Source organism: Paenibacillus sp. DP01 (assembly GCF_044784315.1).
GTDB lineage: Bacteria > Bacillota > Bacilli > Paenibacillales > Paenibacillaceae > Paenibacillus > Paenibacillus polymyxa.
The window spans coordinates 5078507-5100593 of record NZ_CP173059.1; the positions used below are offsets into that span (position 1 = coordinate 5078507).

General features: G+C 41.0%; 16 protein-coding genes. 1 reads left to right on the forward strand and 15 read right to left on the reverse strand.

Features of this window, described 5'->3' with window-relative positions; genetic code table 11:
• Positions 1-217: 217 nt before the first annotated feature.
• The 11 genes from ligA to rfbC form a co-directional block, all read right to left on the reverse strand.
• Positions 218-2233: an NAD-dependent DNA ligase LigA gene (ligA, locus tag ACH59B_RS22485; protein ID WP_153794661.1), complete on the reverse strand. Its 2016-nt coding sequence runs from the start codon at positions 2231-2233 to the stop codon at positions 218-220.
• An 86-nt stretch (positions 2234-2319) separates the two neighbouring features.
• A complete protein-coding gene (pcrA, locus tag ACH59B_RS22490) occupies positions 2320-4644 on the reverse strand; it encodes a DNA helicase PcrA (RefSeq protein WP_044788316.1) in 2325 nt (774 codons plus the stop codon).
• Positions 4645-4685: 41 nt separating this feature from the next.
• A complete protein-coding gene (locus tag ACH59B_RS22495; protein WP_016822993.1) occupies positions 4686-5396 on the reverse strand; it encodes a heptaprenylglyceryl phosphate synthase in 711 nt (236 codons plus the stop codon).
• Between the two features lie 126 nt (positions 5397-5522).
• A complete protein-coding gene (locus ACH59B_RS22500) occupies positions 5523-6395 on the reverse strand; it encodes a phosphatidylinositol-specific phospholipase C/glycerophosphodiester phosphodiesterase family protein (RefSeq protein WP_404302714.1) in 873 nt (290 codons plus the stop codon).
• Between the two features lie 135 nt (positions 6396-6530).
• Positions 6531-7931, reverse strand: a complete 1401-nt coding sequence (locus ACH59B_RS22505; RefSeq protein ID WP_016822991.1) for an undecaprenyl-phosphate glucose phosphotransferase — start codon at positions 7929-7931, stop codon at positions 6531-6533.
• A complete protein-coding gene (locus tag ACH59B_RS22510; RefSeq protein WP_016822990.1) occupies positions 7928-8836 on the reverse strand; it encodes a glycosyltransferase family 2 protein in 909 nt (302 codons plus the stop codon). Before ACH59B_RS22510 ends, ACH59B_RS22505 begins: the two co-directional genes overlap by 4 nt.
• Positions 8837-9206: 370 nt before the next feature.
• Positions 9207-9299 (reverse strand): putative holin-like toxin, encoded by a 93-nt coding sequence (locus ACH59B_RS22515; protein ID WP_219727884.1) that lies wholly within the window; start codon positions 9297-9299, stop codon positions 9207-9209.
• A gap of 183 nt (positions 9300-9482) precedes the next feature.
• Positions 9483-10394: a glycosyltransferase family 2 protein gene (locus tag ACH59B_RS22520; RefSeq protein WP_044788314.1), complete on the reverse strand. Its 912-nt coding sequence runs from the start codon at positions 10392-10394 to the stop codon at positions 9483-9485.
• Between the two features lie 192 nt (positions 10395-10586).
• Positions 10587-11459, reverse strand: a complete 873-nt coding sequence (rfbD, locus tag ACH59B_RS22525) for a dTDP-4-dehydrorhamnose reductase (RefSeq protein WP_404302717.1) — start codon at positions 11457-11459, stop codon at positions 10587-10589.
• A 1-nt stretch (position 11460) separates the two neighbouring features.
• The gene (gene rfbB, locus ACH59B_RS22530) at positions 11461-12480 is read right to left on the reverse strand and encodes a dTDP-glucose 4,6-dehydratase (RefSeq protein WP_404302719.1); all 1020 of its coding nucleotides are present in this window, start codon (positions 12478-12480) and stop codon (positions 11461-11463) included.
• A gap of 80 nt (positions 12481-12560) precedes the next feature.
• A complete protein-coding gene (gene rfbC, locus ACH59B_RS22535; RefSeq protein WP_016822986.1) occupies positions 12561-13106 on the reverse strand; it encodes a dTDP-4-dehydrorhamnose 3,5-epimerase in 546 nt (181 codons plus the stop codon).
• A gap of 83 nt (positions 13107-13189) precedes the next feature.
• Between rfbC and ACH59B_RS22540 the strand changes: the two genes are divergently transcribed.
• A complete protein-coding gene (locus ACH59B_RS22540) occupies positions 13190-15064 on the forward strand; it encodes a hypothetical protein (RefSeq protein ID WP_404302721.1) in 1875 nt (624 codons plus the stop codon).
• A gap of 69 nt (positions 15065-15133) precedes the next feature.
• Here the strand turns inward: ACH59B_RS22540 and ACH59B_RS22545 are convergent, their stop codons facing one another.
• The 4 genes from ACH59B_RS22545 to ACH59B_RS22560 all read right to left on the reverse strand — a co-directional run bounded on the left by ACH59B_RS22545 (position 15134) and on the right by ACH59B_RS22560 (position 22074).
• Positions 15134-16231 carry an acyltransferase family protein gene (locus ACH59B_RS22545; RefSeq protein WP_404302723.1) on the reverse strand — a complete coding sequence of 366 codons (1098 nt, stop codon included), beginning with the start codon at positions 16229-16231 and terminating at the stop codon, positions 15134-15136.
• A 62-nt stretch (positions 16232-16293) separates the two neighbouring features.
• A complete protein-coding gene (locus ACH59B_RS22550; RefSeq protein WP_019688736.1) occupies positions 16294-17022 on the reverse strand; it encodes a sugar phosphate nucleotidyltransferase in 729 nt (242 codons plus the stop codon).
• A 27-nt stretch (positions 17023-17049) separates the two neighbouring features.
• Positions 17050-18168 (reverse strand): hypothetical protein, encoded by a 1119-nt coding sequence (locus tag ACH59B_RS22555; RefSeq protein ID WP_404302725.1) that lies wholly within the window; start codon positions 18166-18168, stop codon positions 17050-17052.
• A gap of 69 nt (positions 18169-18237) precedes the next feature.
• On the reverse strand, positions 18238-22074 hold the full coding sequence (locus ACH59B_RS22560) for a glycosyltransferase (protein WP_206703937.1): 3837 nt from the start codon (positions 22072-22074) through the stop codon (positions 18238-18240).
• Between the last annotated feature and the right edge of the window lie 13 nt (positions 22075-22087).

Here is a 22087-nt window from a genome sequence, read left to right on the forward strand (position 1 = left end):
TATCATGTTAGTTGCTTTCTTGTCAAATCTTTTTTCCGATTTTCTTTTCAGCAACTTTGCTTCAAGAAATATTATTCTCAAAGCAACGTCTAATAATATATCATGCCTGAAGTTATTTAGCAAGCACCTTTTTATACTCTTGTTCTTTACTATATAACAGATAATAAGGCAGCCACTCCGCTTTGGAACGGAATGACTGCCCTCATTGCAAAAACTATTATTCTTGTTCTAACAGTCTGATAAATTCATCCTCATCTTCTATGGTGTCGATTCCGAGCTGTTGTGCCTTAGCCAGCTTGCTCCCAGCCTTTTCACCAGCTATGACTAGATCCGTTTTTTTCGATACAGATCCGGCAACTTTGGCTCCCAGCGCCTCCAGCCTCGATGCAGCTTCATCACGCGTAAGCTGATGCAAGGTACCTGTAAGCACAACCGTTTTGCCACTGAAAAAGCTGTCTGTCTTTTTCGCCTGTGGAGCTTCGGGGGCCTGAGCTCTTACCCCTAGAGACAGCATCTTTTCAATCCCTGCTTGAGTAAATGGATCGGCAAAGAATGCAACAATGCTTTCAGCTACAATCCCACCTACATCTGGGAGTTCTATCAGTTCATCCACCGTAGCGGACATCGTCTTGTGCAAGTCACGATAGTGTTCAGCCAACATTCGTGTCGTCGCTTTACCGGTATTCGGTATGCCCAAAGCATAAAGGAAAGAAGCCAGGTCTCTCTCCTTACTCTTTTCGAGTGCCGCCAAGAGGTTATTGGCCTTTTTCTCACCAAACCGCTCCAGCTTCACAAGATCATCATATTGCAGTGTATACAGATCCGCTGGTTCACGAACTCCCAATTCATCATGCAGTTGAATAGCTGTTTTATCACTGAACGTCTCAATGTCCATAGCATCACGTGAAGCAAAATGAGAAATGCGGGCCACAATTTGGGGTTTACAACCTAGCTTATTGTCACAAAATAAATGAGCGCCTCGCTGCTGCAGCGGAAACCCACAAGCTGGACAATGATCTGGAACCACAATTTCCCCTCCATCGTTCTCAGATGTTACTTTTCCCAAAATCTCAGGAATAACATCGTTTGAGCGACGAATAAACACACGTGTCCCCAAAGCAAACTTCAGGTTTTTACGCTCGATGTCACCAGCATTGTTCAGCGTACAATTTTGTACAGTGACTCCCGCCAGCTCTACCGGTTCTACCCTAGCCAGTGGAGTGATCTTCCCGGTTCTTCCTACATTCCACTCGACCGAGTTAAGCACCGTAGTCGTTTCCTCTGCTTCGAACTTATAGGCCACCGCCCAGCGTGGGAATTTATCAGTATATCCGAGAACCTCACGTGTGCGCATATCTGTAATTTTCAATACTGCCCCATCAATAAGAAAGTCCAATCCTGCACGGGATTCCTCAATCTCAATCAGTTGCTCCATTACATCATCAAAATTATCAAAGTAAGTCAGGTATGGGTTTACCTTGAAACGATTTTCACGCAGGAAGGTCATCATCTCCTGGTGGCTGTTAAACTGGATACCGTCTGCATATCCCACGTTGTAGAAAAATGCATTCAGTCGACGTTCTGCTGTCACTTTGGGATTCAAGTTGCGCAAAGCACCAGCTGCGGCGTTGCGTGCATTTTTAAGAGGGTCCGCGGCAGTCTCATTATATTTGGACAGTACAGAAAGATTCATGATTCCTTCTCCCTGCACTTCAATTGTTCCATTTCGAAAAGGAATTGTAAGTGGCACGGATTTAATCGTCTTGACCTGTGCCAGTATCCCCTCACCTACCACACCATTACCACGTGTAGAAGCCTGCACCAGTTGTCCATCCGTATACGTTAGGTTTAATGTCAGTCCATCAAATTTTAATTCTATTGCATAGCCTGGAGACGGCAAAGGCTGCTCCGGGTTCTTGGTATTATAATCATTGATCAGCTTCACGACACGCGCATTCCATGCACGCAGCTGCTCCATATTCTGAGCTTTATCAAGGCTCCATAATGGAGCGAGATGGCGATGCGGTGTGAAGCCCTTGAGGATCTCCCCGCCCACACGCTGTGTTGGCGAATCCGGCAGTACAAGATCGCTTGTCTGTTCAAGCGCTACCAGTTCGTCATAAAGCACATCATATTCTTTGTCGCTGATCTGGGGATCATCCAATGTATAGTAGTGATAGTTATATGTGTTCAGTTCAGCAACAAGCTGCTCCATCCTGTGCATTGGGTTCATGCAGGCGTATCCCTCCGGGAACTTCATTAGGGCAGAGGCCTTAGCCAAGCTGCCCTATGAGGTTCGAGATTTAATAATATTTAAGATTATTCTACTTTTGTAATCGGTGCAAAGCCAGCTAACAGTCGTTTAACCCCTACTGGAGCCGGGAAAGCAATCTGAAGCTCCATATCATTGCCCGTTCCTTTTACAGCTACAATGGTTCCAATTCCCCACTTGCCATGCTGTACCTTATCTCCGGCAGCAAAAATGGATGCCCCCCCTGTCGAAACAGACGGAGTTGGTTTTGCAGGTGAGGAAGTGGTCACTGTTACGCGGGGCGACGCGGAAGCAGACGAGCCACTACGGCTCATCGTATCAAACGAGCGCTCTCCACCAAAGTTGCTGCCGCTGCTTTTGCCCAGTCCGCGACCACCATAAGATCCGCCTACATTGCCTGAACGACGGTAACGATCACGCTTGATGACCGTATCCTCTTTTAACTCATCCGGAATCTCTTCGAGAAAGCGGGAAGGCGGGTTAGCTGTGGTACGTCCAAACAGAGTGCGCATCTGAGCGCATGTGAGGAACAACTGCTCCTCAGCACGGGTAATCCCGACATACGCCAATCTACGCTCTTCCTCCAGCTCTTCATTATCCAAAAAGGCCCTGCTGTGAGGGAATACCCCTTCCTCCATACCAACGATAAATACGATAGGAAACTCCAGTCCTTTGGCGCTATGCATGGTCATTAATACAACCGCATCACTCTGCTCCTCTTCATCGTCATTCATGGAATCAATATCGGCAATGAGAGCAAGATCGGTCAGGAAGGAGACAAGCGACTTGTCTTCCGTCCCTTTTTCAAATTCCATAGTTACCGACAGAAACTCATCAATATTCTCCAAACGCGAGCGTGACTCGAGTGTATTCTCGTTTTGTAGTTCCAATCGATATTGGGTGGTTTCCAGCATTTTTTCGGTCAACTCAGTAACTGACAGGTAATCCACCATCCGACTTAAACCTTCAATCATATCGTAAAACTCTACAAGCGCATTGCGCGTGCGTCCAGCAAAGCCCAAATCATCAATCACTTGAAGCACACGGAAAATCGAAACCCCACGTTCCGCCGCGGCTGCCTGTAATTTGCCAACCGTTGTGTCGCCGATACTTCGTTTGGGTACATTAATGATTCGGATCAGGCTGATATCGTCGTCAGGATTGGACAGTAGGCGGAGATACGCCAGCAAATCCTTAATCTCTTTACGATCATAGAACTTGATTCCGCCCACGATTTGGTAAGGAATATCCGATTTGATCAAAATTTCCTCGACCACCCGAGACTGGGCATTCGTACGGTACAAAATGGCATGATGGCTATAGGTTTTGCCCGCCTTAATATTCTTATGAATTTCTGAGGCGATAAAATAGCCTTCGTCATGCTCGGAGTCAGCACGATAAACCTTAATCTTGGCGCCGCCTTCTTTGTCGGTCCATAGTTTTTTTGGCTTGCGGCCTGTGTTTTGGCCAATGACTTCGTTAGCTGCATTAAGAATATTTGAAGTTGAGCGATAGTTCTGCTCCAGCAAAATCGTGCGTGCTTCCGGGTAATCCTCTTCAAAGTTCAAAATGTTGCTAATATCCGCACCCCGCCACCGATAGATGGATTGGTCGCTATCACCTACAACACATAGCCGATGATGCTTGTCAGCCAGCATTTTGCACAGCATATACTGCGCACGGTTCGTATCCTGATATTCATCAACATGAATGTATTGAAATTTCTTCTGGTAGAAATCAAGTACCTCGGGCACTTCTTTAAAGAGCTGAATCGTTGCCATAATCAAATCATCAAAATCAAGAGAGTTGTTGTTTCTGAGCCGTTGTTGGTACTTGGTATATACCTTCGCCACAATTCCTTCAAAATAATCGCCAATCTTGCGCTCATACATTTCGGGAGTGACCAGTTCATTTTTAGCCGTACTCATCATAGACTGAACCGCTTTGGGTTCAAACTTTTTGGTATCTATATTCAGGTCCTTCATACAGCTTCGGATGACAGACAATTGATCTGTAGAATCCAAGATGCTGAAATTGGAGGTAAATCCGATCCGCTCGATATCCCGGCGTAAAATACGCACACACATGGAGTGAAAGGTGGATACCCACACATCTTTCCCTTGCGGACCAATCAGCTTGGATACGCGATCCTGCATTTCACGCGCGGCCTTGTTCGTAAAGGTAATCGCCAAAATACCCCATGGAGCCGTCTTGCGGGTCGCAATGAGATAAGCTATTCGGTGCGTGAGCACCCGTGTCTTACCACTGCCTGCGCCAGCCATAATTAGCAGAGGACCATCTACCGCCTCGACGGCCTGACGCTGAGGCTGATTAAGGCGAGCTACCGCCTCGTGTATATCTATTGATTGCATGCGTGCATGCTCCTTTCCCTAAGCTTTCATATATTCACGCTCTATACTTCCAATTTCACAGCTACCGTCTCCAACGCTTTCGCCAAATCACGATAAATAATGTTTCCTACTACAATGGTGTCACAAACAGCTGCTGCTTGTAACGCGGTAGATTTATCCACGATCCCTCCTCCGTATAAGACACGAGATCGCTCCGTACCGCGATGTATTTGTTGTACCAGTTCCATATCTCCAAAGACACCGCTATATTCCACATATACAATCGGTAGATGCATAAGCTTGTCAGCAATCTGTGCATATGAAGCGGCAGCAGAAGCACTCAGCGAAGTTTCCGCACCAGTAAGCTTAGCGACGGTGGAATCACCGTTCAAAACAATATATCCTTCCGTCACAAGCAAATCCCAAGGGATCATATAACCAAATTGCTCAATCGCACGTTGGTGCTGCCCCATAATCCAATTACTGTCAGCGGTATTCAGCACCATGGGAATCATATATAGATCAAACCCCGGCACCACAGCTTCCAGATCGGATACCTCAAGCACACACGGCACCTCATAACGCCGAACCCGCGACAGCAAATCCACCGTATTTTCATAGGTTACGCCTGATGAACCTCCCACCATAATGGCGTCCGTACCAGACATACACACGGCATCAAGCGCCTCATCATTCAGTTCCTTGTCGGGATCAAGCTTAAATACATGCCTCCATGATTGAATTGAATCTGCCAACACACATTCCTCCAGCATCCATTGCTTTTGTCATCATCCAGACGAGCCGAATTCCAATATCCAAAAGCGTTCTATGCTAAGTCTATGACAGTGCTTAAAAGGTGTCAATGTTCGTATCAAATGGGAACACCGAGTTCAGACAGCTCATGGTCTCAACGCATACAACCAACTGCGTCTACGAAGTTCTTTTTCCGTTAAAACGTCAGTATAAAAACCTCTTACACCCATCTGTTCGTACTCAGTGGCGTCCTGCAACTCGTTAATCGTATTTACGTAGCACACTGCCCCTGCCTGACGCAAACTTTCCACTAAGGCACCACTCACGCGATTTTCTGGTAAAGTTACTGCTGTAATATCATGCTGTTGGACAAATTGAATGATCTGGTCATCCGTGTCTTCTGTAGCATATAGCGTATAAATGATGGATGTATAAGGATAGATACTCCACAACGTTTGCAACATTTCTTCATTATAAATTTGAGGGACAATACGAGACAGAAGTTCGGGATTTTTCTCCTGGGCCTGATGGGTCAGTTGTGCAAATAACTGTTTGATTTGGGCAGGGTCCTGCTCTTTCGTATCGGTCACAATATAGGCATCCGGATAGTTTTCCAATAAATCCAATACATCCTTCCAATCTAGTGGAGTATAAGAACCGTGTATGGGGGTGTTTTTAAACTGATGATAGCTCCAAGGCTTTCCGCCCTGCTCTGTAGCAACTGCGTATTCCTGTTGCATTTGTTTGGTAAAGGATTCTGTCCATTCATGGCGGGCCACCAAATGTCCATCCGAAGTAAACATCAGGTCGACCTCGAATACACGGCTGCCTTTTTTATAATTTTCCACAAACGCTTCACGCGCATTGGTATAGGCCAAACCATCAACGGCTCCCATGGCATGCGAAATCACACGGTGTGTGGTAAAGCCAGTACGTTCTTCTGTAGATTGTCCTTTGTAAGCCAGTAAAAATGTACCGATTATCATTAAAAGAATAACTGCAGCAATCATTCGTTTCATAGGGTGTCACATCCTTTTCGTACAGGTCAATACCCTACATACACCTACTCAAAACAGCCCTATATCAGCTGAACTAAAAAATCAGCTATATAGACACAAAAACACCCTCCGACTAAGCCGAAGGGTGACTCTGGATTAATATGCGTTTTTGAAACCATTGCGAATCGTGCGAAAAATAATTTTAATATCGAATAAGAGCGACCAGTTCTCAATATAGAAGATGTCATGCTTAATCCGTTCCTCAATAGATGTATCTCCGCGCAAACCGTTACTCTGTGCCCAGCCTGTAATTCCAGGACGAACATGATGCTTCACCATGTATTTTGGAATTTCCTCACGGAACTGATCCACATAATAGGGCCGTTCCGGACGTGGGCCAACGACGCTCATATCACCCAACAGTACGTTGAAAAACTGTGGCAGCTCGTCGAGGCTTGTTTTACGAATAAACGTACCAAAACGTGTGCGTCTTGGGTCATTAGCAGTCGTCCAGCCCGTATCTTCAGTTCCAGGCGGCAGTACCTTCATGGAGCGAAATTTGTACATTCGGAAGGTGCGACGGTTCAAGCCTACCCGCTCCTGCTTAAAAATAATGGGGCCTCTCGACGTGACCTTCACACCAATCGCCACGGCCAGCATAATCGGAGAGGTCAGAATAATCGCAAATAAAGAAAATAAAATATCGAACAGACGCTTAAACAATCGATTCCCTGCTACATCCAGTGGAATATCCCGTACATTAATCATCGGCATACCTGCAAAGTTGTCAAAGTAAGGTCGTGCCGGCAAATAATCAAAGAAATCGGGAATAATAAGCGTGCGCACTCCAGCCTTTTCACACATGTTGATAATCTTGGGATACTTATCATGAGCATCCAGCGGCAGCGCCAGAATGACCTCATCAATCATCAGGCGCGACAGCGTTGCCTCCAACTGATCTAATCCTCCAAGAATCGGGCGAAAATGGGCCTCTTCCTCTTCACTCCAATGCCGTTTATCATCCAGAAATCCCACTACTTCATAGCCTAAATCAGGATACTGTCCAAGATTATGATAAAATCGTTGGCCCAAAGAACCCGCTCCAAGTATGAGCATGAATTGCTTATTGTATCCTTTTTGACGGAGGACTTTAAGAACTTGCTTCAAAAAATATCGATAAAACAAAATAATCAGTACATTACCAATCATATAGATCGCCAGATAAGACCGCGAAATGTCGATTTGCTTCACGAAGAACATCACACTCAACAGCACAAACAGGCCAACAATATGAATCTGTGTGACGCGAAACACATCATCTGCAAACCTCTTTTTGCGTTTTGGTGAATAGAGCGAGAATAACATTCCCAGCACTACGGCAATCAGACCGTATATTAAGCTCCACCCTCCATATACTTGAATAGGAAGTGGCTCTTTATAAGTGATCCATTCACTTTCAAATTTGAAAAACCAAGCGATCAGAAAGGATAACTGAATGACCGCGAAATCCGCCACAATATATAATTGGGTTAAAAAACGCTGATTTCTGCGTATCATGCTTTCACCTCAGTACGAGATTGTTCTCCGCCGTCCGGCTTAACCGGTGCAGACAACTTATTTTTAAGAAAAGCCATTCCAAACTTCACCGTAATTCCCGCATATACAGCCATGTTGGTGAACCAGCTGTACTGCTGCTTATAATGCTTTCGATGGAATACCCACATAGCTCTATGAAACTCATAAATAATTTTCAAAGGACGACGGCGAGCGCTGCCTCCTTTGATATGAATAATATATGTGTGTGGGTAGTAGTAAATGCCCCAACCAGCTTGTTTAATCCGGTAACACCAGTCTATATCCTCACCATACATAAAAAAGGTTTCGTCCAATCCGCCGACCTGATCAATCGTCTCCCGACGCACCAGCATAAAAGCCCCAACCAGTACATCCACAGGATACTCATCATCCGGGCTTAGATGCCCAAGCTGATATTGGTTGTACTTCGGGTTATCCGGGTAACGCTTCGACCAGCCGAAAGCATAGTAAAAAGACGCAGACGGCGTTGGAAACCCTCGCTTACAAGCCTTATCTAGCGAGCCATCCGGCAGGATGACCTTACAGCCCGATGCCCCCATCTCCGGATGCGTATCCATAAATCGAATCATTGTATCCAGCGTATCCGGCTGCACCAACGTATCGGAGTTCAACAGCAATACATAACGCCCGCTAGCTACTTCCATGCCCTGGTTATTCGCCTTGGCAAACCCTGTATTATCCTTATTGGCTATCAACATAATTTCCGGGTATGCAGCACGAATAGCCTCAACAGACCCGTCACTGGAGTGATTATCGATAACAATCACTTCATATCGATACTGCGTCTTTGACGCATACACCGACTGCAAACAATCCAGCGTCAATCGACATGTATTATAGTTGACGACCAGTATGCTTACATCCATATTTAAAACACTCCTGACAAATTCAGTAATCTATTCTACTATCGCCTATTATAGCATACCATGCAGACCACGGGGCGCAAAAAAGCACATAACTTGTAACCTTGCATAGTTAGTAGAATTTCGCAAAATTCGATTCCAGTCGCTCCAAAGTGCAAATATAGACAAACGAAACCATTTGGATCTATATATTGTTCATTGGAAGTCGATTATTAGATTTTTGTAAAATCCTCGGTTGAGGTCTAAATTTCATCGTGGTAAGATATACATGGAAAAAGGGCTGGTGCCAGCCAGCCCCGCGCAACCAACGCTCCAAGAGCGGACGGTTTTGGAACAATCAGGCCGAAAATAGACCCTTCCTTGCGGGGGCGGTCTATTTTCGTTTGTTAAACTCTAACAGTGTGACGATTAACGCCCCGAACGTCAGCATTAAACTGAGCGCCTCAAACACTGTCACAGGCTTCACCCCCCTCCTCGGGAGAGTTAGCCGACCGCCCTAGTCAGCTCTATCGGTTGCACGTTTCAATTATACTATATATTTCCAAAAAGGAACACGCATTCGATGGTATTTTATCTAGCATTCATTTGTACCTTTGATTATTTGACGCTCTTATATGGAAAAAAGTTTCAATATTTTTCTTTCCAGCCCCTATAATTTCCCCAGTATAAAAACGAACTTATAAATCCAGTTGTCCAACCGTGACTGCCTGTAAAATGGAGACTGCCCAATATATTTCATACGAGAAAGCACACCCTTTTGGTAGCTATCCAGGAATTGATCCACATCTCTGTACAATTGAGAAGGCATGTCTTGTCCATAAAGTTGAACAAATTGCCGGGCTTGCTTACTTAAAATATATTGATTTTTTCCTTTCACAAATCTACTTAGTCTCTTCCTCCACTTGCTAACCAAGCCATCCGTTGAACCTCCCAGCACATTGTTTTGATGTTGGCGATACCAAATGGACGGCTCGGGATCAAAAACAACCTCACCAAAAGAAGCGGTACATAAGTAAATCCACCAGTCATGCATAATAACATTGTTTAAGGTAGCCGGAATTTTCTTCCTCACGAGTTGGAGTGTTTGTTTATTGAACACCATGGTACAGCCTACACACACATTCTCGATGAGAGCATTATATAAGGATAAAGGTCTGGGAATATCAGCTGGCCATACCTTGAGTGGCTCCAAGTTTTGAGAGACCATCTGGGTAGCAGAACAATACATCAGCGGCCGGCTCTCATCCTTTTCCCTGAGCTGAGCTACAGCCCGAGCAAGCTTGTTCGGCATCCATACATCATCCTGATCGCAAAAGGCGTAATAGTCGAATGTCTCGGACGATCTTTGAATCAGATCAAAAAAACTCGCAATAACACCTACATTACTCTCTGGGCATAACCTAATCTGTTTGGGATAACGTTGCTCCAATGTAATCAACTTGGCTACCGTATCATCTGTTGAGCCATCATCACGGATTAGAATCTGCATTTCTACGTCTTTTTGATTGATGAGACTTTCTACCTGCTCATCTAAGTAAGCTGCTCCATTATATGTAGACAATAAAACTTGTACGTTAGGTCTGTTCAGAGTAATGCCCTCCTTCTTTGAAAATATGGGCTACGGGGACATGTACATTCCACCTGCCTATACATTATAATGCTCATCACCCTTAATCAACATAGTCTTAAATATAATAAAATCTCCCAATCCTGAAATGATGGGAGATTTTTGATAGCTATGATACAGTTTTAATTATTCAGATTTATCAAAATACTCCTGCAAAAAGTCACGCAATCCCTTGCGCCAATCCTGTAAATCGTGGAATCCGTTGGTCCGGATTGCAATATGCTCCATCACGGAATTACGTGGACGCGCTGCGGGTCTGGGAAACTGCTCTGTGCTGCATGGCTCTAATTTTGCAGTGATTTTCACAGCATATAGCTCTGCGGCATCCTGCAAAATAGCTTGTGTGAACTCGTACCAGGTGCAAGAACCGCTATTGGATGCATGATATACGCCATACTTCTCCGTTTGAATCAATTCCGCCAAAAAATGTGCCAAATCCACCGTATAGGTAGGTGAACCCTTCTGATCATTTACCACCTGAAGCTGCGGCTTCTCTTGTCCAAGCTTCAACATGGTTTTAACGAAATTGTTCCCGTACAGCCCATACACCCATGACGTACGAACAATAAAGTACCTAGAGCAAAGTGTCTCGGTTAGCACCTCTCCCGCCCGTTTGGACTTCCCATAGATACTTTGTGGATTCGTATTATCATATTCGTGATAGGGCTGCTCAGCGGTTCCATCAAATACATAATCTGTACTAATATACACCAGTTTAGCTCCTACTTTTTCCGCAGCCAATACCATATTACGTGTTCCTGCCGCATTTACTTGATAAGCTGTATCAAGATCAGTCTCCGCCGCATCCACCGCTGTATACGCTGCACAGTGGATTACCGCTTCTGGCTGATATTGTCCTACTATTTTCATCGCCTGGTCCAAATCCGTAATATCCAGCTGGTCCCGATCGTAGCCAACAACATCATGTCCTTGCTCTTGGAAGAACTTTACCACATCCTTGCCGAGTTGACCAGATGCTCCAGTAACCAATATTCTCATTTTACACATCCCCTAAGCGGGAACCATACTGCTTGGTATAATATTGCTGATATTCGCCAGATTGAATGCGAGTCCACCACTCCTCGTTGTCCAAGTACCAGCGAATCGTTTCTTTAATGCCGGTCTCAAAAGAGTGCTTGGGCTTCCAGCCCAGCTCGTTCATGGTTTTGGTCGGATCAATACCGTAACGGCGGTCATGACCCGGACGATCCTGCACATAAGAGATTAGAGATTCTGGCTTGCCTAGCTCCTCCAATACCGTTTTGACGATATGCACATTCGTCCGCTCGTTATTCCCCCCGATATTGTATACTTCACCCAGCTTGCCCTGATGAATGACCAGGTCAATAGCGCTGCAGTGATCCTCTACATACAACCAATCGCGAATGTTCAAGCCATCCCCGTACACAGGTAACTGTTGATCGCTCAATGCACGTGAGATCATTAACGGAATCAGTTTTTCTGGGAATTGATATGGACCGTAATTATTAGAACAACGTGTGATATTCACTGGCAAACCGAAGGTTTCATGATATGCACGAACTAACAGATCACCGCCTGCCTTGGAAGCAGAATAGGGACTATTAGGCTGCAACGGAGTGTCCTCTGTGAACAATCCGGTTTCACCCAGTGAACCGTATACTTCATCTGTCGATACCTGCACAAATTTGGTCACATTATATTTCTTGGCGGCATCCAGTAACACCTGTGTACCCAATACGTTTGTTTTCACAAACACTTCCGGCTCCAAAATACTCCGATCCACATGCGACTCTGCCGCAAAATTCACCACCACATCAATTCCCTGCTGCATCAGCTGATCCATCACTTGTGCATCAGTAATATCTGCTTTCACAAAGGAATGTTTGGGATGATCTTCAATGGATTTCAAATTTTCTAAGTTGCCTGCATAGGTGAGTGCGTCCACATTCACGAATTCATAATCTGGATGCTGCTTTAACATATACAATAAAAAGTTACTGCCAATAAATCCGGCACCGCCGGTGACAAGAAGTTTCATAAATACCTCCTCAAACGTGCTTTAATACAATTAACATGTTATTTTAAAACAGAACGACAAAACAGCCGCCTATTATCACTCTAATCAAAGTTAATGTCTGCATCCCTAAATGTCGGATGCTTCTGATCCTTCTCTGAAAGAATAGCATGAGAAGTTGGCCAATCAATCCCCAGCGCAGGGTCATTCCACAGAATTCCCCGATCATTTTCGGGTGAATAATACTCGTCTACCTTGTACAGCACTTGAGTATTTGGAACAAGCGTACAGAACCCATGAGCAAATCCTTTAGGCACCAGTAACTGACGTCTATTATGCTCGCTTAAGATCACCCCGACCCATTGACCGAATGTTGGGGAACTTTTACGAATATCCACAATAACATCATAGATGGCTCCAGAAAGCACTCGGATAAGTTTGGTCTGGGCTTTAGGATGAAGCTGGTAATGCAGCCCTCGGATCACGCCAGCTTCTGCAGATAAGGACTGATTATCCTGAATAAAAGCATAGTTGATTCCATGCTGCTTCATGATTTGTTCATTGTAGCTTTCCATAAAAAAACCACGGTGATCACCATGGACCACGGGTTCAATAATTTTTGCACCTGCAAGTACTTCCTTTATTATCATTCACGAAACCTCCAACATCTTCTGTATATACTTTCATTTATGATTACTATAAAATTAATAAGCACACTATTTTGGGAGGGAATATGCTTTTGAATTTATCGAGAGTTAATAAAAATTTTGTTTGGTCCTATTTGATTTTGATGTGGCTACTTATCCCGATTCTCATATTGTTTAAAATTGATTCTTACTATATTTCCATATTATTCAGTCTAAATATTGCTCAGTCGTTTGTCATAGGTGCTACATACATTTTACACATCAGTGGTATCTTAACATATGCAAAGAAAGAAATAATGGTGCAATACCTAGCTTTTGGCGGCTATCTCGTTGGGATTATATTCATTTACGCTTTCCTCCAAAGGGAACATTTCATTTATTATTGGGACTTTTCGGCCTATTGGAATACTTCCATACAATTTAATAACCTCTTAAGTACAGATTTTATAGCAGCATCTAAACAAATCTATGCAAGTATTTTAAGAGACGATTATTCCGTGTTCCCAACAGTCTTTCTCGCCTTACCCTTAAAGTTCTTAGGTACAAGCTACATGAGCTATGTGTTAGCAATCTATACCTGCTTCTTGTATCCTTCTTGTTTGATACTATTCTTATTATGTATCAAGATTGCTGATCAAATCCAGCTAAACACAAAATTGAACGTTCTTATCATCTTTGTACTTACATTTACTTTCCCAATTATGATAGCTCCTATGTTGGGTGGATACCTGGATTCTATAGGACTTATTTTTATCGGCTTGTCCCTAGTTATCTTATTTAATAATGATTTTGAACGCTTAAATGTAAAAGCGATTTTACTTTTAGCTGCTTGCCTGGTATTACTAACATTCACAAGACGATGGTATGGATTCTGGATCGTATCTTTTTTTGGGTCGATCGGTATCGCCTTTATATTCAAATGGATTCTAGAAAAAGAGTTTCGCTTTAAGCAGCTCTTACAGGTTATCTTAAATTTTTTCATTATAGGAGCTTCAAGCGCATTGTTTCTTGTCATATTCTTCAATGAATTTATTCAAAGAGCTCTGACCAATAACTTTAAGAACGCCTACTCAGCTTATTATTTTGGTGACGTCTTAAGTAACTTGCAGAATTTATTTTATCATTACGGAGCCTTCATTTTCATCATAGCTCTTGTTGGTTGCATAGGCTTGTTATTCATTAGTAAAACAAGGTATATATCAATCTTTTTAGTTACGAACTTATTCATTACGTACTTTCTTTTTACAAGAATCCAAAGCTTAGCTTCTCAGCATTATTATCTGCTTACAGTGAATGTGTTAATTCTATTTATTAGTGGCGTTATTCTCATTCTAAACTATTTGTCCAAGATAAAATATGCAAAAAGTGTTGGCTTAGTTATTCTGGCTTATTTAGTGCTTTGTAATTTCTTAGTAACCTTTACGAATACAAATGCACGGCCTGTTACCTACTTCTCTTCTTTATTCAGTGACTTTAAACAAACACCTAGAGTAAGAACAGATATACCTGTTTTGAAGCAAATGACGGCTGATCTTAAGGAAATTTCATCAGAGCACCATAAAGTATATGTCCTATCGAGCTCTGGAATTCTTAATGATGACATACTTAGACAGATCGAAATGCCTGACAATAGCAATGCTCTTCCGTTTATGAATCTGACTCACCATGTGGATTTAAGAGATGGCTTTCCAGTGTCGTTTTTTGAGTCTGATTATGTTGTGATCGCATTACCTACACAATACCATTTAGGTGAAAGTGGTCAAAAGGTTGTAGGTATACTCGCAGAAGAGGTCATGAACGGATCTCTTAAAAATAATTTTAAACCTTTAAAAAGCTATACTCTTGATAATAACGTAGAAGCCATCGTCTTGAAAAAGACATCATCCATCACAAAAGAAAAAGTTGAGCTTATACGTTCACAATTCAGAAAAATATACCCTGATAATCCCGATCTTTTCTAATTCAATCCAGATGTCCGACGCATAAAAAAAGCCCTCGAATAAAAATCGGGGGCTTTTTTTAGTTAATCATTAAACATTTTTATTGGGAATTGTAGTTATTTTAGAATTACCAAAACTAAATTTTTTGCCAATCAGGAATGGTAAGAATCTATTAAATATTTCAATGAAAAGTACACAACTTAAGAAGACAAGCAAGGTAGAGATAACAACAAATGAAATTCCATCTAAATACATATTTGTTTTAACAGAAAACATCTCGTAAAAATTCACATTCTCCCAGAAGCTAAGTATTAACCCATGAAGACCAAATATAACCAGAGAATTTTTACCAAAATAGGACAACAAGTTAGATGACTCAATTTTTTTAGATAAGTAAATATAGAATACTAGACTGCTCAGTACTGATAGGTAAAATAATATATAATTATGCCCATAGTAATTTCCTGACATGCCTGGCTTGTCATTTATTAAAAATAACACAAGACCCAGGAAGCCACCAGCATAAGCAATGTATGGTTTATTTAATTTGATTTTTTCAATAAAAAATTGTTCATTCATTTTAAATAAATAACCACAAATAATTAAGGAAGCTGCATTAATTGAAGTTCCCAATGACCAGGGAAGTGCATGTGTATCAAGCTTACTTAAAAATGCCCCTAGAATGGTGAGCAATATCCAAAATACATACATATAACTTTTCTTTGAGGAAATCTTCAAAACTAAGTACGAAATAATTTGGGCCAAGAAAAGACAAGGTAGGAACCATAGAGACATATTAAGAATACCCAAGTGATTCCCATCTGCATATAAAAAAGTTTCAATAACAACCATTGGATCAAGTGTTCCGACAATCCCCATCCAATGCATCCAACCAAAATACAATAAGGAACATATATAAAGAGTCGTATATGGTAAAAGGATTGTTTTGATTTTAGACCACAAAAAACTACTAAATTTATACTTCTGAAAATTAGAGGTAAACCCAGAAGCAAAAAAGAAAAGAGGCATATGGAAGGAATAAAAATACCCTATTATAAAGCTTTTATCCATCAACTCATTCCCTTTAAAACCATGAGGCACCAAATGTGAGAAGACTAAAAAAATAATTGCCAGTCCCTTTAAAACATCTACCCACTTTATTCTAGCTGGAGCATGCACAATTTGCATTTATAAAGTCTCACTTTCTTTATGTCATTGTTATCTGCGGATTCTTTAGTCCTGCGATCATCCTAGGAAAATAGTTCATAATCCATTTCACTCACTAATTTGTTAGCAAGCATCAATGAAGCATGTGTTCCCGCATCAGTCCACCAATTTTCTAAAATATCAAATGTAAGTTGGTTTCGTTGAATATAAGCGTTATTCACATCTGTGATTTCATATTCTCCTCTTGCTGAAGGGGTCAAAGTCTTGATAATATCAAACACTGAATGGTTAAACATATAAATGCCCGTAACTGCATAATCACTCTTAGGGTTCTTAGGCTTTTCTTCAATATTTACAATGTTATCGCCTTGTAATTCTGGTACTCCATAGCGATTAGCATCAGGAACTTTATGAAGTAGCAATTTCGCTCCCGATTCTTGAAGCTTGAATTTTTCAACGAATGAGGTTATATCATCTTTAAATACATTGTCCCCCAAAATTACAACCATCTTGTCATTACCAACAAAGTGCTCAGCTAAAAGCAAAGCCTGTGCAATTCCACCGGCTTCATCTTGTACTTTGTAAGTCAGTGTAACTCCAAGGTCGACTCCACTTCCTAAGAGATTAACTACATCTCCCATATGTTCCTTTCCAGTAACGATCAAAATATCGTTTATATTCGCCTTTTTTAGCTTGTCAATAGAGTAATAAATCATTGGATATTTACCAATCGGCAGCAAATGTTTGTTTGTAACTTTAGTAAGCGGGTATAATCTAGAGCCAGTCCCTCCAGCTAATATAATCCCTTTCATATCTAACTTCCTCCTATTAAAGCTCTTTTATAGTAGCTCCATAATGGTTTTTGCACGAGCTTCCCAATTGTTGTGGACTATGAAGTTTTCCAGTTGCTCCTGATTATTAAAAGGCCGTTGCAGGGTGTCTACACTCGCCAGATACTCCCTTATTTCTTCTAAACTACGATATAGATAGACCCCTTTCTGATCTAATAATTTAGTTTCTTCACTCTGCACAGCTAAAGTCACTTTATTCAGACTAAGATACTCATAAACTTTGACTGGATTAATCGTATCAATTCTATCTGAATTCCTTGAAAAGGGATATAAACAAACATCAAAAACATCAATAATCGCACCAATTTCTGATTTGGGAACTGGGTTATAGTATCTAACCCCACTATGCTGCTCAAAATTATAGTTCAGGTTATTTCTCCCAACCAAACATACAACAAACTTCTCATCAAATTCTGTAATTGCCTTAACCGCTTCCACGTCAAACCAGTGGTCAATCGCTCCTACATAGCCAAAAATATGGTAGCCCTCATGCTTTAATCGTCTCAAGTCACTGGCAACCAAGCTATTTACATTTATGTTTAGTATAGCTGTATCCACAGCATTTTTCACTAAATAAGATTGTTTATTCAATGATAGAGAATGCTTATGCAAATCATTGCTCGTAGATATAACAAGATCCGCCTTGGCAAGTAATTCAAGTTCCCACTTTTTGAGTAACTTCTTCATCAATGCATTGTTAGTTAGAAATACATAGTCGTCCATACGATCAAATATAATCTTCTTCTTATTTTGTTTAATAAGAGGATTAAAAACCGGGCTCCCCAACCAAATGATATCTGAACTGGAAACCAAATCCTTTAATTGTTTCTTTTCAAACCATTGATTCATATGAAATATGTCTAAGCCTTCAAAGCTTCTAGGTAATCTCAGACTGCCTGACGGCCTGAATATTTGAAGACTATCATTAATGGTTTGTTTTCTTTGTTTATAATCTGAGTTCTGCCTTGCAATACTATTAAGTATGCTAATGGATGGTTCTACAAAGGTAATGTGAACCCCCGGGAGCTTAGCAAATTCTTCAGCCAAATGTTGCGGACGTTGTTTTAAATCATCCCAATAGATTGGAGAGAAATATAAAATTTTCAATTTAACAGCTCCATACTAATAAAGGCGCCCCTTATTTTTATAAAAGAGGCGCCTTTAAAGTTTTATTAATTATCTATACGCTCCTGCCAGCTGTCTTCGCGTATTTATATCATTTTCCTTCATTTGTATCAGCTCTTCATATGCTTCGATTGTGTACTGTTTATACAAGATATCAATTTCAACATCCTGATTTTTAGCCGGCATCTTCTGCAAATGGTCTAATTCAGCTTTAACAATTTCAAGGTGATTCTTATCTGCTTCAATATCCGATTCCATTGGCGCATACAGATCCTTTTGCAATTGGTAATTGGTTAAAATGCTATTTCGCATTGTCTTTCTAACATGCTCAACCGTATATCGGGAGGTGTCCACATCATGAATGACTTTCATCTTCGGATTAAGACCAACCTTATACCCGATTTCTCTCATAGCAAAAGATACAACAATTTCTTCTCCTCCAGCGTAATTGTTTCCTTTACGCCCATAAGCGCTTCTAAAGCCCCCAATTCGCATTAGTGCAGCATGTCTAACCGCAAAGTTGGCTCCATAAGGAAACTCCCACTGAAAATTAGAATCAATAATTTCTTCGCCTTCCACAATAAGCTGACTCCAGTAGGCTTCAGTACCTGGTTTAACCACCTCAGGCCGTTCCTCGTGTAAATTGAGTATAATATTCCCACCCATAACTCCGATATCCGGACGATCTGAGAAGCCTCTGACGGTCTCTTCAAGCAAGTTGGAGTTCGCGATAGCATCATCATCAATATAGAGTATGACTTCACCCTCTGCTCCAAATAAACCAACATTACGTGCAAAGGAAAGGCCTTTTAACGGTGCCTCCATATATCGCATGAAGGAATCATCAATATTATAGGTTGCTCTGAACTCACGAACCAGATGATGAATCTCATCATTCTGATAATCATTATTGACAACAATGATTTCATAGCTCGCTTTATCCAACGACTGTTCTATCACTGATTTAATTGCATTGGAAAGTTTCTCACTCCGCTGGTAAGTGCAAATAATAACAGATAGATCCTTTTTATAGACGGGTTCACTTTCAATTACCGCCTCAATGCGATATAAGTGATCGTTTTTAACCTTGGTATTTATAAGAGAGAACAGAACTTCGGTCTCCTGTGCAAAAAAGTCATAGTTGCTATCCGTCTCACCATTCATTTTATCCTTTATTTTCAGATCCCAAGGATAGTCAGCTATAAATGTATCTGTGGTATGCTCTGATTTATCTATAAGCAGTGCATACATAGACGATGAAGCATTAGAATCCATAAATTCAAAATTATGGACTTCGCCTGTTTTAATATATAAATAGCAAATAGGCGTTGCCAAATTAAGGCCAATAATCGTATTTAGTTCATCTCTTCCAACCACGGTATGGCCCTTAGCCAGAACATATTTCTTAAAATCACTAACTTCAGCTGCGTCTCCCTCAATGATCCAAACTAATGGGGTCAGATAAAAATCCCTTCTAAAATCATCAAGTACCATGAGTTTATATCTGTTAGATGTGATGCCGAGTTCTTGATCTGAAGCGGTCAATGATTTATCATGCCAGCGATAATCATATATAGGCTCATCGAACGTCACATGTTTGAGCTCAAATAAGGAGTTCACTCTCATCCAATAATCATAATCTTCAAGGGTATGCTTATAACTAGAGTAGTCACCTAATAAGTGAGTCACCTTGGCCCTATACATAAAGGCCGCACCAATCGTATTGTTAGGATATACATTTAGCTCCAATGCGGACTTAGGTAGCATAACATTGCCACTGAACTGTGGTTCTTCATACCAGCCATGGTTGGAAATTACTTGGCCGTCCGAGTCAATTAACCTCATGTTCGCATATACCATACCAATATTTTCATCACGTTTAAGATCAGCGACCATCTTCTCCAAGAAATGTTCAGGAAGAATGTTATCTGCACTGGTCCAAGTATGGTACTCACCCTTAGCTAGTTTAAAACCTCTGGATAATGTTCTTGGTATTTTACGATTTTCCTGATGGACTACCCTAATACGATGATCTGCTTTGGCATACGCATCAATAATTTCTGCCGTTTTATCTTTTGAACCATCGTTAATAATAATGAGTTCAAAATACTTATAAGATTGCTGCAGAATACTATCAATAGCTTTCGATACATAATCCTCACCGTTATATACAGGAAGAACGATCGATATAAGATCTTTCTCAAATGCAGTCTCGAACTTATCAAGTTCCAGGGAAAATGAATTGTCTTTGGCTACTTTATAATTATAAAATTTATACTCGTACCAAGTTAATAACTGATTGTAGTTTCCTTCATCTTTGCGCAGATCAACAGGATGATCCCCTGCGTTAGTCCGTTTAAGCTTATGCGACACTTTAGATTTAATCTTTTTTAGTAAGATCGTGGTGCCATAGTTTTTCCATACTCTATATCCCTTAAGAACATATATCATTTTGGACTTGTGTAAAATATGTTTAAGTTTATTCGCCATTTTCCACCTTTTAGAGTTATAAATATTATGAAGCTCCGTGGACAGTCTTCCATTATATTCTTGCAACTCACTGAACTGGGTGTTCAGTTCATTATATTGACCAAATAGCTGTCTATATTGATGGTTTAAAATATCCAAGTTGTTTTTTTCATCATTATAATCCTGTGTGAGTTGAGCGTACTGTTGTTCTAATTCATCTTTCTTTTCAGACAGAGATCTAATATCTGCTGACATGCTGTTTATTACATTTTCCTGATGATCACGCGTTTGAATCAATGTGTTAATCTGATCCGTATGCTCAGCTATGCGTTGTTTTTGCTGTTCTATTTCTTGGCTTTGATTTTGATTATGAGTTTGTAATTCATTAAATTCATTTTTTAGACGTGTATGCCCTGCTCTATAAGCCTGGTCTACGTCATCTTGTAAAAATCTATTAATTACATCCATACACTTATCTATCGTCTCTCTTCCTTTGACCGGAAACATCTCTAAAGTAAATTTCCTTCTTTGTTGTATTAGTTGTTCATCTAAGATTGCATTAAGTAAAGTTTGCTTAATATTGTCGTTATCGCTCACAAAAGGAACAATGTTTTGCTGAACTATTTGTTCTTCCAAAGGTAGAATCCCCTCGAACGATTCTGTTTGGGGATGCTGGAATATTACAATTGGAGTATCCGTAAACAGCGCATCAAATATAGCCCCAGAGCCGTCAGACAATATTACATCCGCTTCTTCTATTAAATGAACAAGAGAAGCCTTGTGATCAAGCACTTCAGGAACATGAGACTTAACTAGACTAACCCGATCATGCTCCAAAAAAGAAGTGCCATGGTGCAATTTTACCTTCATATTAAAGGTATCTGAAATTTCTTCAATATGGTTCATTACAAGCTCAATAGACGATTCATTCCCATACGTAGGCAAATAAAGCAAATTATATTTATCCGTTTCGCGCTTCATTCTTTGAAATTTAGCATATTTAATCATGCCTACGATTTCAGTCTGAGTGTAGGCTGCCAGAACCGAGGAATCATATAGCCCATTACAAAAAATGAAATCGAAATTCCGACTCCATGTATCTAAATTCCAGTTTGGTTTAGCCATTCCATACTGATATCTGAACTTATAATCGGACTTAACTTCCAAATAATAGGGGAGGTAAGGATAGAAGGCTATTTTATATGCTTTGTCGGGTACAGCGCTTGTTAGAGTCACGTTTATACCGTTATTCTTCAAATAATGATAGGTATCTAAGGACATGTCTCCCCAATCATCTTCTTCAATGTGAGGGACATAAATATCACAAACGATCTGCTTTTTTTCACATTCCTCAATTAAAGGCTTAATCGTTTCATATAAAACAAGATTGTGAATGACAAAAGCTATAGATCTGTTCATATTCACTGTAAAA